A 15,019-nucleotide genomic window follows, 5' to 3' on the forward strand; every position below is an offset into this window, starting at 1 on the left:
GTGCTCGGGTGGCGAGCCTTCGAATCGGGAACAGGCGTCACGGTAAACACGTCGACCCAGCGGCAGAGGGTCGAAGCGTTCCTCTTCGCGCGCCTTCCAGCATCGCCCCGCGGGCCCTGCGAGGGTTCGCAGGCCTGTGCGGTCGCACCCATCCAGACGAGATTCTCGTCACGACATGACAATACGACAGCGCCCGCCCCCGCGATCTGCGGGTCGGAGCTCACGCCGACCTGTCATGGACAGCTATCGCAAATGTACCCCTCCCGGCTCGCGACACCACGCCCGTGGAGCGTGGCCTCGCGAGCGCCGATAGGCACGACGCCGAGTCGCCTACATCTTGAAGATGATGACTAAATGCATATACATACCAATTGCATCAGCGTCAAGCCGGGCGAACGGCGATTTTCGTGCGGCGGACACGATCGCTCCCCGGAGGCGCCTCCGCGCTGAATTTAAGTGGATCCGGAGGAAATCGACCTCTCGGATCACAATCGAAAGTCTAACGAAATGAGTCGATGATGCGCTCGTCAGGCGCCTCCCTACTCAGCGTTCACCAGCGCAGCCAACGAGTCCTCCATGGCGCAGCGAAACATGTTCGTTGCACGGCCCTCATCCTCCTGACGCGCGGGGATGTGCAGGCGCGGCGCGGGCTCGCGCCGTCAATGCGGGCCTGCCTTCCACGCGTTGTCCCGCGGCGAGCGTTCGAATGAGGGCCACGCGTCGAAGACGACGAACTGGGCATCGCTCTCCAATCTTGCCGGCACGCGCGTCACGCGCGCCGGCGTCTCCTCGTCGTGGAAGCGTTGGACTATCTCGAACGAGCTGGAGACGGGCCGCCAGCCGCCCCCCTCCCACTGCGAGCGCTCGCCGCGAACCTCCAGCGCGCCGCCGTCGGCGATCGCGACGGTCACATCCGAGGCCGAAGGGGGACCCAGGAGGCGGTCGGCCATGATCGGGCCTGCTGCGCGCGCGAGCGCGCGTCGGACCGGCTCTCCGGAGCGCACCATGTCGGCGACCCGCGTCGCTGCGCGCAACGCCTCGGCGTCTCCGGTGGCCTGCGCCCATGCGAGGGTCTCCAGCGGAGCGTACGCCATGACCCAGCTGGCCGCGCCGTCGTCGGCCAGACCCGACACGGGCGCGTCGAGGGCGCCGAGCGCATCCGCGACGTCGTCGCTGCGGCGATCCAGGAGCGCGAGCCACGCGTCACCGCCATCGGACCGCCGCACGCATTCGAGCCCGATCCACCCCGCGACGCCGTTGATGAGCCACCGCGCCCCCGGCTCCGCGCGCAGATCGGCGCGGTCCGCGAGCGAGCGCGCGGCGAGCGCCTCGGCCACCGCGGCCCGTCGCTTCAGGCGTCCGGCGCCGGACGCGGCCACGTCCCAGCCGTCCCCTTCCGGCAGCCACAGGACCGCGCCATGGGCCCGGATCTCGCCGAGGTCGCGAGGCGCCTGCACGACCGTCGTCACCTCCGGGATGGCCCCGAGCCGCGCCTGAACACACGCGCCCATCGTCTGGACGTCCTCCAGGACCTCGCGCGCCGTACCGGAGCGCGACGGGCCATGCCACGCCGTGAGGCCCTCCTGCCGCAGCTGTCTCGGCTCCGCACCCCTGGGCAGCCACGCCACGGCGAAGTCGAGGCCTTGTGTCGTGCTCCCCTCGACAGGCGTGCTCACGCCTTGCTCGGAGAACGACACCGACCAGCGCCAAAGGCCCGCCGGCGCCACGGCGAGGGCGGGTACCAGCGCATTCCTGTCGAGCGCGCCGGGGCGCTCCGCGAGCCCCAGCGCGCGACGTGTGGACGGAGATCGCAGCGCTCGCTCTCCGTCGTGCCCGAGCCGCGGCACGAGATCGGCCGCGCGCGCCCACACGCCGGAGCCGTCCAGCCACGGCGCCTCCCCCTCGGCGAACCAGCGGGGCGACGCGATCCTGATCTCGAGCTCGACGTCGCACCCGCTCTGCGCGCAGCTGCCCAGATCGACCATGAAGTGCTCGTTCGCCGTGACGACCTCACGAGGGGAGCCGTCGACCTGGGCGCTGTCGATATCCATCCCGGTGCGCAGGCTCCCGTGCAGCTTCGCCGCGCTGGCCCGCACTCCCCGCAGCGTCCAGCGGACGTGGGCGGTGCGCGCGGACGGCGCGATCTTCGCCTCGACCTCTCCGCCCTCCACGGAGAACGCCGACGCCTCCGGCCAGAAACGGGCCTCCCAGGCCGCGTCGGCGGCGTTCTCCTCGCTCTTCGACGCGAAGCCGCTCTGCACCACGATCTGCTCGTGCAAGATCGTCGATGAGCAAGCGATCACAAAGAGGCTGAGGGCCGCCAGGGCTCCCGCGCCCTGGGCGAGCTGCCGCGCTGCCCCGCGCCATCGATCGATCATCCTCAGGGCCGTGCCGCGGGGGTAAGCGAGCCACGCCAGGGCCACGGCGAGGCCGACGCAGCTCAGCTTCAGGACGCCCATCTCGAGCACCGGCAGGAGCCACGGCGACCACCCCGAGAGCTCGGAGAGGGCGACATGCACCGGGATCCCCAGCTGCGCGGGTGGATACGAGACGATGTCGATCTCGTGATTCACGAGCGCGATGAACGCAGCCAGCATCGACGCGGCGTACCCCGTACCGGGCGAACGCACGAGCGCGTGGACGAGGAACGTGATCGCGCCGAGCTCCAGCAGGGCGGGCGCGGCGACGAGGGCGTTCACGAGCAGCGCATTCCACGGCTCGAAGCTCGAAGGCAGGGTGAGACCTGTCACGATCCACGCCGAGAGCGTCGGCGCGAGGGCCATGACCGCCGTCAGCAGGAGGGCGGCGACGGCGCGGCCAACCACGCGTGTGCCGAGCGGCGCCAGCGTCGCGTCGATCATCTCGTCGAACCCGGATTGCTGATCTCGACGAGCGAGCGCCCCCACGAACCCCGCCACGGCGAACACGGAGAACACGTAACAAAGGCGGATAAGGAACGGCGCGAGCAGCGCAGGCCGTGGGACCAGCGGCCCCTCGGCGTGCCCGATCACATGGTAGAAGGCGCCTGCCACGTTCATGAGGGTCCAGAGCGCGACCGCGGTACGGAAGGCCCACCCTCGGGTCGTCAGCGAGAGGTGCCAGCGCGCCTCGGACAGCGTCGCGCGAAGCCAGGATGGCGCCGTGATCGGCGGCAGCGCCGCGACGGCCGGCGCGGCGGGCGCGGCGCCACGAAAGGTCGCCTCGCCGCTCGGCGACGGCTTGCCGGGCCGCCCGAGCACGAGCGCCTCGCGCCCGTGCCGCGCGAGCGCGAACGCCAGGATGGCGAGGGGGACGAGGCTCCAGAGGAGCCGATTGACGAGGAGCGGCGCGGTCATGGCCAGCTGCGCCGTCGCCTTTTCGTGCGGCGTCCAGCGCTTGGTCTGCGCCTCCGCCTCCCCGAAGCCGCTCACGTCGACCACGGTCGCGATGTCCGTGTGCAGGTCACCGCCCCGCAGGACGATCATGGCCACCATCCAGATCAAGATGACCACCGCCGCCACGGCGAACGGCCCGGCCGTGCTCCGGGTCCGGAGCGCCGCGGTCAGGTAGAGCGCCCCGAGGCCGATGGCCGACGGCACCACGAAGAGCGCCCACGACGAAGCGATCGCCAGGATCGGCGTGGGCCCGACCGCCTCTTTGGGGAACACCCCGAGCGCGGCGAGCCCGGGGACGAGCAGAAACCCGAGCGAGCTCGCCGAGCCCAGGAGGCAAGCGAGCCCGACCGCGCCGATGTAGCGCGAGATCAGCAGCCCGCGGAGCGACACGGGCGCGGAGAGCACCAGCTCGTGGAGCCCCGCCGCGCGATCCCGCGTGACGACCTGCGCGAAGATCCACGCCCACGCGAAGATGAGCCAGAACGATTGCCCGGAGGTCATCAGGAAGACCACATGCGGGCTGTTGCGCGCGACGTCTGCCCCGCCCATGTCGCGCAGGTACTCCGCGCTGGAGAGCATGATGAACAGATAGCCGACGAGGCCGACGAACATGAGCGGGACGAGCGAGGTACGCAGCCCCGCCCGCAGCTCGTGCCACGCCTCGACGACATAGGTGCGCGCGGAGCTCACGCGGCCTCCGCCTGTCGCGACTCGGCCAGCAGGTAATGATAGGCATCGTCGAGCTTGGGCGCGTGAGCGACGAAGCCGTCGCCGGGCGACACATCGCGCACCACGACGGCGCGGGTGCCGCTCGGCGTGGGCGAGACGTTCAGCGCGTCGTCGGGGATCGGCTCGCCCCGCGCGTACGTCCGGGTCCACAGGCGGCCCGCGAGCGGCGCGGTGAGCTCGGCCGGCGCGCCCTCGGCGACCACGCGCCCCCGGTTGACGATCGACAGCCGCCCGCAGAGGTTCTCCACGTCGTCCACGATGTGCGTCGAGAGCAGCACGACGGCCTCCGCGGCGACCTCCGCGAGCACGCGATGAAAGTGGTTGCGCTCGGCCGGATCGAGGCCGGCGGTCGGCTCGTCCACGATGAGGAGCTGCGGAGATCCCACGAGCGCGAGCGCGATGCCGAACCGCCGCAGCATGCCCCCGGAGTAGGTCGCGACCTCGCGGTGGCCGACGTCGCTCAGGTTGACGCGCGCGAGCAGCGTCGAGATCTCCGCGTCGCGCTCGCGGCGGTCCGTTCGCCCCTTCAGCCATGCGAATCGCTCGAGCAGCGACCGCCCCGTCACCCCCGGGTACGCGCCGATCTGCTGCGGGAGGTACCCGAGGCGGCGGCGGAGGCGGTCAGGAGACGCAATGACGTCGATCCCGTTGAACGTGATCGTCCCCGCGTCCGGCGTCTGGAGCGTGGCGAGGGTGCGCATCAGCGTGCTCTTGCCCGCGCCGTTTGGGCCCAGGAGCCCGTAGAGCCCCGGTCCGACGCTCAGGTCGACGCCGTTCAGCGCTCGAACGCCGTTGGCGTACGTCTTCATCAACCCCTTCACGATCAGCCCGTTCGAGTTGGACATTGGATCTCTCCGCTTCCGGTTCAGCGCACGCGCAGGACACCCCACGTGGCGCCAGGCATCGTCAGGGCGCGCGCGGGCGCGCCGTCCCCGGTCGTCCGCACCAGGGTGGTCGAGCCGAAGCCTGCCGTTGACTCGTTCTCGTAGGCCTGCTCGTCCACCTCGAACACCTTGATGCCGCCGGCGAGCGGCTGGCGATCGAGGCGCTCGGCCGCTCCTGGATCGTCGAGCGCGATGCGCCACGTCTGCCAGCCCGGCGCCGAGTAAGCCTCCAGGTGGGTGGCGTCGGCGCTGGGCGAGTAGATGCCGGTGTCCAGCACGCGCAGGTACGCCACGCCGTCGGAGCCGGGGATCAGGCCGCCGGTCGGGCCGCCGGTCACGTCGTTGAGCGCCACGACGTCGGTGTCGAGCTCGTCCTGGCCTGCAGCCATGCGCGCCATGCACGGCGCTGGAGCTCTCTCCGGGTCGATCATGAAGATCGAGGCGACATAGGGATCGGACGCAAAATGGAGGTCTCCGCTCGGCGCCTTCACCGTGTAGTAGAGGCCTCCGCAAGGGGCGCCCTTCACCTCGATCGAGCCGTCGGTCGGATCGAAGAAGAGGACCTTCGATTCGCTGGCCACGCGATCGTACGCCGCGCTCGTGCCGTAGAGTGGAGCGACGAGCCGCCCGCCGTGCTCACGAAAGCCGGGCTCCCCGAGGAACGTGGTGTCCGCGGAGTCGATCCGCGCGTCCGACACGTCGATGCTCCGGGTGATCTCCATGGCAGCGAGATCGAGCTCGAGCGCCTGCCCCGAGACGAGGTCGAAGAGGAACGCTCGATCCGGGCCGTCGAACACCATCCTCTCCCCGAGGAGGAAGGAGATCCCGGCTGCGCCCAGTCCGAGCCGAGCGAGGAGCTCCGGATTGCCGCCGGCCACGCTGTATTTCGAGACGGTGAGCTCTTCCGAGCTCACGACATAGAAGACCTCGGTTCGTGGGAGTCCCCAGATAGAGCCTCTCCCGGGGAGCTCGGTGGCCTCGTCCAGGCTGACGGTTCCTCCGCTCAGGTCGCCCACCACCCAGACGAACATGGTGCTGTTCGTGAAGTCGCTGTCCTCGACACGGCTGGCGAGGGCATAGCGGGGACCGCCGTCGTCCGGCTCCCGGGCGCCGCTCTCCCCGGGGTCGCTGCCGCAACCAGCCATGAGCGGCAGGCCGATGAGGCACGACGTCGCGAGAGCCCAGCGAGCGCCCCCCTTCCGGCATCGTTCCATGAGCCGCGGCCCTTCCTCGCGGTGCCGGGCGCTCGGGCGTGCGGCGGCCTCGACCTCGAGGAGCCTGGTAGTACGTGAAGAGCTCATGTCCTGCTTCCTTTCTCGCGTCGGGCTTCGCTAGAGCGCGCCCGTGGATCGCGGATGTCGCGTGAACCTCACGCGGATGGGCGGCGACGTCGCCGTGATGAGCTGGCCTCCCTCGTCGGCGGCGGGCAGGAATCGCTGCCTGCGGGCGCACGCGAGCGACATCTGGCCGAAGCCGTAGCCCGGGTCCGAGAGGAGCTCCGCCGAAGCGACGGTGCCGTCCGAACGAACGACCGTGCGAATGACCACCGTTTGCTCGTCCACCGAGAGCGCGTCCGCTTCGCGCGGCCAGGGGCAATTCCATTCCCGCGCGGGCTGCCCGACGGGCCTCGCGCGCGAGGGGCCTCCCTGCCGGCGCTCCGGAGGAGCGCTCGGGTCCACACGCGCGACGTTCACCGCCTGCGCGCTCGTCCCCGCAGAGGAGGTGACGCCCCCGGCATACCGCTCTCCGAGGCCAACGGCGATGTCGAACCCGGTGAAATCGAGCGGCGCAGCCGCGTTCTCCGCCAGGGCGACCTGCCCTGCCTGCGCGGGCGGAGGAGGCGCGGCGGGCGCGTCAGGCGCCCGAGCAGCGGCAGGAGCGGCCGCGCGCGCGGGGGAGCGCTCGGCGGCCCTGGGCGCCGGAGCTTCCGCTTGCGGCGAGGGGCTCGGTGGCGACGGCGGTGGGGCCAGATCGACCACGTGCTCCACCTGCAGCGGCGGGCGCGCGTCGCGCTGGCTCGCCGTCGTGTCGTCCGGGCCCAGGCGGAACGCGATGATCCCGACCGTGCCCTGCATGACGGCCGCCGGCATGAGCGCGAGCACGAGCGCTCGGGCCGAATGTTCCTTGACGGCTCCCAGGACGATCCCGGCAGTGCTGTCGGCCGCGAATGCGCGGGCTCCTCCCCTCGCGCGCCGGGGCTGGACGTGGGAGCGCGCCGCGTCGAGGACGATGCCGGCGACGCTCTCGGGGTGGAATTCCGATTGAATCATGGGTGGCCCGTCCTCTCCGCCGCATGGGCCTCGGCCTCCGGGCGGACGGCGCCGAAGGCGACACGCGCGATCCCCGCGGCTTTCAGCGTGTCGAGCACCGTCATCACGCGGCCGTGCGAGGCGGCGCGGTCGGCCTGGATCACGGCCCGGAGCTGCGGATCGCGCGACAGGGCCGCCCGCGCGCGCTCGCGCAGCGCCGCATCGTCGATCGCGGCCCCGTCGACCTGCGCGGGCCCCTCCGCGGGCAGCACCACGCTCAGCACCGCCTGGACATCTTCGCTCTGCGACGCGTGCGGCAGATCCAGCGGGACGGCGGGCGCGACGACGATCTTCGCGGTGACGATGAAGATGATCAGGAGGACCAGCGTGATGTCGACGAGCGGCGTCACGTTGATCCCTTCGATGATCCCGCCGCGGCGGGATCTCGCGCTCTGCCCGGCGCTCGCCATGACTAGGCCGCCTCCGGGCGGGACGCCTCACCGTTCATCGGCTTGTCGATCGCCGCGCTGCCATGGGCCGCGCGCGCGGGCTCGACACGAGAGGACTGCGGGGCAGCCTCTCCGGTCGCCAGGTAGGCGAGCACCAGGTTCGAGAGCGTCTCGGCGTCGTCGAGCATCGCGGCGATCCGGCGCTGCAGGTAGTTGTAAGCGGCCACCGCCGGCAGCGCGACGCCGATGCCCACGGCCGTCGCCACGAGCGCCTCCGCGATCGCCGCCATGACCGCGGCGGAGGCGACCTGGCTCGCCGCCCCGCCGCCCGCCGCCCCCGTGGCCTGGCCGAGCTGCTCGAACGCCAGGATCACGCCGATGACGGTGCCAAAGAGGCCCACGAAGGGCGCGTTGTTGCCGAGGGTCCCGAGGTACGCGAGCCGCGCCTCGAGCGCCTTCCGCTCGGCGGCCATCGCGCTCTGCATCCCCTTGTCCGCCGCGGCCGACCCGCGCTGCGCGAGCCTCAGGCCTGCGCGGGCGACGATCGCCCCGACCGACCGCATCGGCCGGAGCGCGTCGAGCGCGGCGGCGACCGAGCCGTTCGACAGGTGGGCGTCGAGCTCGGCGGCGAGCGATCGCACGTCGTCGTCCTTCGAGCGGAAGTAGAGCCAGCGCTCGATCGCGATGGCGATGCTGCCCGCCGAGAGCGCGAACAGGAGCCACAGGACCCAGGACGCGCCGGACTGAACGAGCAGGTTCTTGACGGCTACAACGGTGTGCATCTCATCTCCTCGAGTTCGTGTGCTCGGCGAGCCGCAGGGTCTGTTGATTCGTCGCGCGGCCGTTCATCCCATCACCTGCCCCTCGAGCTCAGAGCTCCGCCGTGGTCTTGACGTAGAAGCTCCTGCCCGGGCGCGGCGTGCGGAAGAAGTCGAACACACGCTCATCCGTGAGGTTCTGCATCTCGAGCGTCGTGCTCAGGCTCGCGCTGCCGCGCCGGACGACGTATCCGAGCCCGGCCGAGTGCACGAGCTGCGAGGGGATCACCTGCTTGGAGTCAGGCCGCCCGAGGCTCTCCCAGGTGCGGAAGTACTCGTGTACGTAGCGGCTGTTCCACGTGAGCGCGACCTCGTCCTCCGCGGCGAAGACGCGGCGAAACAGGAGGCGCGCGGTGCCGTTGGCGAAGAGGTACGGGCGGTTCGGGATGCGATCTCCCTCGAAGTCGCCGAACGCCCCCTCGCTGGAGGTGTTGCGGAAATCGAGGTAGGTGACGTTGCCGTCGAGCGCGAGGTGCTCCCCGGGCGAGGTCCATCCGGCGGAGCCCTCGACGCCGAGCGACCGCGCGCCGTGGACGTTCTCGTAGCTCTGGTCCCGATCGTTGCCGAGCAGCACGATCAGCCGGTCCGCTGCGCGCAGGAAGCCATTGCCCGTCGCGCGAAAGGCGCCCGCCGGCGTCTCGCGGGCGTCGAGGGTGAGCCCGAGGTTGACGTTGTGGCTGACCTCGGGATCGAGCCCGAGGTTGGCCGCGATGAACGTGTTGTCGCCGAAGACCTCGTCGGGGCTGGGCAGCCGCGTCGCCCACTCGTAGGAGGCCTTCCCGTAGAGCCACGGCGTGAACCTGTACCGGAGCGCGTCGCCGATACCGAAGCGGTGGGTGCTCCCGTCGCGGTCGCGCGCAAGATCACCGGCGACCGGGCTCTCGCTCGCGATGCGCTGCACGTACTGCTTGACGAACAGGACGTTATCGAGCCGGTCCTCGAGCAGGTCGAGGTCGTACTCCAGGCCGTTCACCAGCGCGAGCACGCTGCGGCGGTCGGCGAGCGGATCGGGGCTATCTGGATCGCTTTGCCGGCGCTCCTCCCCCGTCCGTGTCACGTAGGTCGGCGCGACGGCCAGGCGGACGGCGTGCGACGGCCGGATGCGCCATTCCACGTTGAGGCGCGCGAAGGCGGAATGGTCCCAGAAGACCTGGTCGTGGGGGACAGCGTCCGTCTCGCCAGGCTTGCTGTCCTCGGGGTCGCAGCGTCCCAGCCAGTCGTAGTCGCAGGTCGCGACGTCGAGGAAGCGCCCTCGGACGTACGCATAGCCGCCCACCGCGTCGAGCGACACGCCGCGCCCGAGCGGCTGTTCGTAACGGAGGTTCACGCCTGCCGAGGTCTCCCCGTACGTCACGCCGCCGTACGGGACCCTCATGACGAGCCTGTGCTGGTACTCCTTCTCGTAGTCGGTCACGAAGGCGCGCAGGCGCAGGCGCCGCGCCCACGGCCGATCGACGACCCCGAGCTCCACGTGGCCTCCTGCGCTGCGGTACGCGTCGTGAAAGCGGTAGACGCGCGCCTGCGAGAAGCGCCCGCGCTCGTCCTCGAGCTCGAACTCGACGGGGTAGTCGTTCTTCGCGTAATCGAAGAAGCCGCTCGCGCGGGCGAACAAGCCGCTCGGCCTGTGCAGGTGGCTGCCGTCGAGCGCCGCTCGGTGCGTATCGAACGAGCCCACCTCGTAGGACGCGCCGGCGCGCGACGCGCAGAGGTCCTGATCGGTGATCAGGTCGACCGCCCCGCCGAGGGCGTCAGCGCCGAGGCGCACCGGGACCACGCCGCTGTAGATCTCGACGCGCTCGACGAGGCCTACCGGCACGTTCGAGACGCCGAAGGGATAACCGGCCAGATCGAGCGGCACGCCGTCGAGGAAGAACCGCACCTGATCGTCCGTCAGCCCGTTCAGCGAGAAGCGCGTGGCCGAGCCGAGGCCTCCCTCGCGGCGCACGCCGACCCCCTGCGTGCGCGCGAGCACCTCGCCCATGTCCGAGGACTCCCGCTTGACGCGATCCATCTCGACGACCGTCACGGCCTCGGCCGATTGCCGGCGCCGCTCGGCTTCCGACGGCCCGCGCACGGTCACCTCGATCGGGGCCTCCTCGCCGGATGGCACGAGCCGCAAGGCGATCTCGGCGACGTGCGCTCCGGCGATCTCGGTCTCGACCTCGGCCCGGCCGACGCCGCTCGCCTCGGCGATCACGACGCAGGGCCCGGGCGCGAGGCCCTCGATCTGGAACCGGCCCTCGCCGTCGGTGCGCGTTCGCTCGGTGGAGCCATCCTGGTGCCGCACGAGCACCTCGGCGCCGGCGACGCCGAGGGAGCTCGCGCCGGGCGAGAGCACACGCCCGCGGAGCGCGCCGCTCGCAGGCGCCTTCGGGAGGTGAAACTCGTAGGCGTAGAGGATGCGGGAGGCGACCGGGGTGTCCCCCCGTCGCGCAGGCGAGAACAGGAAGCGCTGCGCTGCGGCCTGCGCCGCCTCGTCGAAGCCGTGCCCCGCGGCCTGCGCCACGTCCGCCGCCGACACCCGCCCATCCGCCTCGATGGTGAGCCTCAGCACGACGGTCCCCTCCCGGCCTTGCGCGAGGGCGGCCGCCGGGTAATCGGCCTCGACGAACGAGGTGAGGACCGGCGGGTGATTCTCCGGCGCCTGCCGGGGTTCATCGGCGGCGCCCGGAGGCGCTTCGCCGTCCGGCGCGGCGTCCCGGGCCGGCTCCGCCGGCGAAGCCGCGCCGGCGTCCTGCGCGCGCGCGGCCCCGCCCGCGAGAAGAGCTCCGGCCGCGACGAAAGCGGCGGCGCCGGCGCTCCTTCGCGCCCGGGACGGGCGCGCCGGACGGCGAAGCGCGGGAGCCTCGGTGTTCATGCGGCTCCATCTATAGCAACGCGATACATGTTGCAATAGTTTTGCATGTGCACTCAGGATGCCGTTCATGGCCGCGCGCGCGGCGCTCCGCGCGGGAAGCCGGGCCGGGCTCAGCCGGCGGGCGCTTCCCTGAGCGCGGCGCTCGTCTCCACGTCGCGCCCGTCGAGCCTGCGGAACTCTCGGTTCACCATGACGAGCACGAGGAGGAACATCGCGACGTCGATGGCCGTGGTCCCCCAGTAGACCCCGCTCACCCCGACGAGCCTCGGCAGGAGCCACATCAAGGGGATGAAGAGCACCACCTGCCTCAGGAGGGCGACCACGCTCGCGAGCTTCGCCCGCTCCAGGCAGGGGAACAGCACCAGCGCGTTGAAGACATACGGCAGCAGGGGCAGCACGACGATGTAGATCCGGAAATCGAGCAGCTGCTGCGCGGTGAACTCGGACCCCGGCAGCAGGAAGCCGAGGACCGCGTTCGGGGCGAGCATCATCGCGAGCCAGAACGGCAGGACGAACGCGACCCCGGCGAGCCCGAAGAGGCTGAAGGCCCGCTTCACCCTGACGTGGCGCTGTGCCCCGTAGTTGATCCCTTCCACCGGCTGCAAGGCGCGCATCAGCCCGAGCATCGGGGTCAGCATGAACAGGAAGAGGCGGTTGCAGGCGGCGTAGAAGGCGACGTCGTTCTCCGTGCCCTGGCCCGAGACCGCGTTGTAGACAACGACGTTCTGGGCGATGCCCATGATGGTCAAGATCATGCCCGGCATGCCCAGGGAGACGATCTGCTTCCGGATCGCCGGATCGACGCGGATCGTGCGCCAGGCCGTGTCGAACGAGGCGCGCCCCCTCGCGAAGTACAGGAGCCCAACGACCGAGTACACGAGCATCGCCGCGTTGGTGGCCCACGCCGCGCCTTGCACGCCCCAGCCGAACGTGTGGATGAACAGCGGCTTCAGGGCGACGTCCACCAGCAGGCCGAGGGAGATCATCCACGCCGCGGTCTTCATCTTGCCTTCGCCGCGCACCGTCATGTTCACGGCCAGGCCGTGCACCCAGAACACCGAGCCGAGCGCCGTCACCTTGAAGTACTCGGTGCCGTACGCGAGGATCTCCCCGGTGCCGCCCATCATGCGCACGAGCGGCTCCGCGAAGACGTAGGCCAGCACGGTGTAAGGCAAGCTGAGGAGCAGCGACAGCCCGTTCACGCTGCCCAGCAGGCCGTGGAGCTTGCCCTTGTCGCCGGCGCCCAGGTAGATGCTGAGCGCCGTGCCCGCGCCGGTCCCGACCAGGCTGCCGAGGCCGAGCGTCAGCTGGGACAAGGGGTAGGCGATGCCGACGCCGGCCAGGGCGCTCTTGTTCATCAGCTGGCCCACGAACACGGCGTCCAGGAAGGCGTTGAGCCCGTAGAGCACCATGGCCAGCACCGCCGGCCACGAGAGCTCCCACATCACTCTCGTCAGCTTCCCCTCGAGGATGAACTGCTTCTGCGTGTCTCTATCGTTCATGGCACAGATCTCCGTCGATTCGGTCTCATCGACTCCACACGGCCGAAGCCGCGCCGCCCTCCACGCGCGCGACAGCAACGCAGCTGGAAGAGATCTGTTCTCATGACGTCCCCACATCGAGAGCGCAGACGTGAGCGTCCGCAGGCGCCATGGTGCCCACGACGCCACCTCCTCGGACGAACGCGATCCGAAAGGCAGCCCCGGGGCACACGGCGCCCCTGCTTCTCCCTCTCCAGCGTGCTTGCTGTCTCCTAGCATACGAGCTGGCGCAGATGCAATTGATTTTTATTTTCACCGCATGGGGCGACCGGCGGAAGCAGCATTTCGACCGCGATCTGAAGGGATTTTCTGACGCTCGGCCGCGGCGCGCGCGGCGGTTCGCCCCGTTGCCCGAGGGCGACCGCGGGGCCCCGGCGTCACGCCGCGCGAGGATGCTCGGCCCCGGGCTGCGCGCCGTAGTACAACGCCACGAGCACATCCCTGGAAGGAGCGCGCGATGGCAAAGCTCATGGTCTTCGAGACGTTCTCCAAGTCGGATATCGAGGCGCTGCTCGACGCCGGCGTCGTCGTCAATCTCGCCTTCGACGCGTCGCACCCGAAGCGGGAGAAGACGGTCCACCTCGAGCTGCTCATCGACGCCACCGAGGAGGCGATCCTGCGGCTCAGGAGCCGCTACAACGAGACGTACATCAAGCTGAAGGGCGCGCTGATGCAGGGCGAGGGCACCTACAAGCTCGAGTGCCACACCTTCGATCAGGACATCGTCGACAGCTCGCCGAAGTCCTATGAGATCCGTCAGAACCGCGCGATCGTGCGGTACGGCGACGCCGGCACCGTCATCCAGGACATCGGCTGGTGGTGAGCGCCGGCGCCGGGTGGCCGGCCGGCGCCGGAATCGGTGGCCGCCTCCGGATAATGGACCTCAGATAGCGACGCTGCGGTGCCGCGGACTCACTCATCGAGCCGCTCGGCCTCGAGTCTCCCTCAACGCACGCACCGCCAGCACCAGCTCCTCCAGCGTGTCGACGATGCGGTCGGCGCCCGCGGCCTCCAGCTCCGCGCGCGACCCATAGCCCCAGGTCACCCCGATCGCCACGAGGCCGTGCGCCTTGGCGCCGAGGACATCGTGTTCGCGGTCGCCGATCATGCAGGCGTCAGCGGGGGTGAGCGACTCGCGCTCCAGGGCGTGCGCGATGAGCTCGGCCTTGGTCGAGCGCTCGCCGGACAGCTCGGCCCCGTAGACGCGGGGCACGTGCGAGCGAAGGCCGAAGTGGTCGACGATGCGCTCGGCATAGACGGCTGCCTTGCTGGTGACGAGGCAGAGGCCGTGGCCCGCCTGGCAGAGCTGCGCGAGCGCGTCTGGCACACCGGGATACACGCTGTTCTCGAACAGGCCGAGCGTGCCGAAGCGCTCGCGATAGACGCGCACGGCCTCCTCGATGCGGGCGCTGTCGCGCGTCGCCAGGATCTCGGCGAACGCCTCGCGCAGCGGCGGACCGATGAAGCGGCGCACCTCGGCGAGGCTTACCGAGCCGTGCCCGAGCACATCGGCGGCGTGCACGAAGCAGGCGGCGATGCCAGGGGCCGGGTCCGTCAAGGTGCCGTCGAGATCCAGAAACAACGTGCGCATGGCGGCGCACGTAGCGCACCGAAGGGGGCGGCGGCAAGGGTCGCGGGCAGAAGCATGGGCGGCGCGTCGGAGCGCACGCGCCCGGCGCGCCCCGCGAGGCCGCTGCGATGCGGTACCCTGCGCCGGCGAGGCAGGGCGCATGCGCCCCCCCGGAAAAGATCGAACTGAGCCTGTCGGTCACCGGCCTGTCGCCGTTTTTCTCAGGCAGGATCTTCAGCTCCTATGAGGTCGGCGTCTGGAAGCCGGACCCCGGCTTGTTCCTGCATGCGGCGGGCGCTGGGTGTTCGACCGTCCGAGTGCGTCGTGGCGGAGGACAGCGGGCCCGGGATCGCCGCTGGCCTCGCCGCAGGCATGACCGTGGTTGCGCTTCAGGGGTAGTGCTCGGAGGAACGCATTCCAGACGGCGTTCGCGTCCTTCGCAGCCTCTCGGAGCTTCACAGAGCCATCCAGAGCGACCAACGGGCCAAAATCGCCTGAATGCAGAATTTCAAGCCGCCATAAGACGCCAAGAGGCGCCATAAGACGCC

The 15,019-nt window shown here is 70.6% G+C and carries 11 protein-coding genes; 2 read left to right on the top strand and 9 right to left on the bottom strand.

The features are described 5' to 3' along the window. Positions 1-659: 659 nt before the first annotated feature. The 8 genes from WME95_RS40755 to WME95_RS40790 form a co-directional block, all read right to left on the bottom strand. Positions 660-4,064 (bottom strand): ABC transporter permease, encoded by a 3,405-nt coding sequence (locus WME95_RS40755; RefSeq protein ID WP_437904657.1) that lies wholly within the window; start codon positions 4,062-4,064, stop codon positions 660-662. Beyond that, on the bottom strand, positions 4,061-4,948 hold the full coding sequence (locus WME95_RS40760; protein ID WP_437904658.1) for an ABC transporter ATP-binding protein: 888 nt from the start codon (positions 4,946-4,948) through the stop codon (positions 4,061-4,063). Before WME95_RS40760 ends, WME95_RS40755 begins: the two co-directional genes overlap by 4 nt. A 20-nt stretch (positions 4,949-4,968) precedes the next feature. Then, a complete protein-coding gene (locus WME95_RS40765; protein WP_437904659.1) occupies positions 4,969-6,288 on the bottom strand; it encodes a hypothetical protein in 1,320 nt (439 codons plus the stop codon). Positions 6,289-6,318: 30 nt separating this feature from the next. Next, positions 6,319-7,257 (bottom strand): ferric siderophore ABC transporter substrate-binding protein, encoded by a 939-nt coding sequence (locus WME95_RS40770; protein ID WP_437904660.1) that lies wholly within the window; start codon positions 7,255-7,257, stop codon positions 6,319-6,321. After that, positions 7,254-7,706 (bottom strand): ExbD/TolR family protein, encoded by a 453-nt coding sequence (locus tag WME95_RS40775; RefSeq protein ID WP_437904661.1) that lies wholly within the window; start codon positions 7,704-7,706, stop codon positions 7,254-7,256. The genes WME95_RS40770 and WME95_RS40775 overlap by 4 nt, the downstream gene beginning before the upstream one ends. A 2-nt stretch (positions 7,707-7,708) precedes the next feature. After that, positions 7,709-8,467, bottom strand: a complete 759-nt coding sequence (locus WME95_RS40780) for a MotA/TolQ/ExbB proton channel family protein (protein ID WP_437904662.1) — start codon at positions 8,465-8,467, stop codon at positions 7,709-7,711. An 88-nt stretch (positions 8,468-8,555) separates the two neighbouring features. Beyond that, complete coding sequence (gene mxcH / locus WME95_RS40785; protein WP_437904663.1) at positions 8,556-11,360, bottom strand: TonB-dependent siderophore myxochelin receptor MxcH; 2,805 nt, start codon at positions 11,358-11,360, stop codon at positions 8,556-8,558. Positions 11,361-11,470: 110 nt separating this feature from the next. Further along, positions 11,471-12,862, bottom strand: a complete 1,392-nt coding sequence (locus WME95_RS40790) for an MATE family efflux transporter (protein WP_437904664.1) — start codon at positions 12,860-12,862, stop codon at positions 11,471-11,473. A 496-nt stretch (positions 12,863-13,358) separates the two neighbouring features. Between WME95_RS40790 and WME95_RS40795 the strand changes: the two genes are divergently transcribed. Next, entirely contained in the window at positions 13,359-13,724 is a 366-nt protein-coding gene (locus WME95_RS40795) for a hypothetical protein (protein WP_437904665.1), read from the top strand. 93 nt (positions 13,725-13,817) lie between these two features. On the opposite strand, the gene WME95_RS40800 is transcribed toward WME95_RS40795, so the two are convergent. Then, positions 13,818-14,492, bottom strand: coding sequence for an HAD hydrolase-like protein (locus WME95_RS40800; RefSeq protein WP_437904666.1), 675 nt, complete (start codon positions 14,490-14,492; stop codon positions 13,818-13,820). A gap of 264 nt (positions 14,493-14,756) precedes the next feature. Here WME95_RS40800 and WME95_RS40805 point away from each other — a divergent pair, with 264 nt between their 5' ends. Then, positions 14,757-14,870: an HAD-IA family hydrolase gene (locus WME95_RS40805; RefSeq protein WP_437904667.1), complete on the top strand. Its 114-nt coding sequence runs from the start codon at positions 14,757-14,759 to the stop codon at positions 14,868-14,870. Positions 14,871-15,019: the final 149 nt, after the last annotated feature.

Source organism: Sorangium sp. So ce327 (genome assembly GCF_051530205.1).
GTDB classification, from domain to species: Bacteria; Myxococcota_A; Polyangia; order Polyangiales; family Polyangiaceae; genus Sorangium; species Sorangium cellulosum_B.

Coding starts and splice junctions, on each gene's coding strand:
- WME95_RS40760 (WP_437904658.1), bottom strand. CDS start 4,948: ATGTCCAACTCGAACGGGCTGATCGTGAAGGGGTTGATGAAGACGTAC.
- WME95_RS40765 (WP_437904659.1), bottom strand. CDS start 6,288: ATGAGCTCTTCACGTACTACCAGGCTCCTCGAGGTCGAGGCCGCCGCA.
- WME95_RS40770 (WP_437904660.1), bottom strand. CDS start 7,257: ATGATTCAATCGGAATTCCACCCCGAGAGCGTCGCCGGCATCGTCCTC.
- WME95_RS40775 (WP_437904661.1), bottom strand. CDS start 7,706: ATGGCGAGCGCCGGGCAGAGCGCGAGATCCCGCCGCGGCGGGATCATC.
- WME95_RS40780 (WP_437904662.1), bottom strand. CDS start 8,467: ATGCACACCGTTGTAGCCGTCAAGAACCTGCTCGTTCAGTCCGGCGCG.
- mxcH (WP_437904663.1), bottom strand. CDS start 11,360: ATGAACACCGAGGCTCCCGCGCTTCGCCGTCCGGCGCGCCCGTCCCGG.
- WME95_RS40790 (WP_437904664.1), bottom strand. CDS start 12,862: ATGAACGATAGAGACACGCAGAAGCAGTTCATCCTCGAGGGGAAGCTG.
- WME95_RS40795 (WP_437904665.1), top strand. CDS start 13,359: ATGGCAAAGCTCATGGTCTTCGAGACGTTCTCCAAGTCGGATATCGAG.
- WME95_RS40800 (WP_437904666.1), bottom strand. CDS start 14,492: ATGCGCACGTTGTTTCTGGATCTCGACGGCACCTTGACGGACCCGGCC.
- WME95_RS40805 (WP_437904667.1), top strand. CDS start 14,757: ATGCGGCGGGCGCTGGGTGTTCGACCGTCCGAGTGCGTCGTGGCGGAG.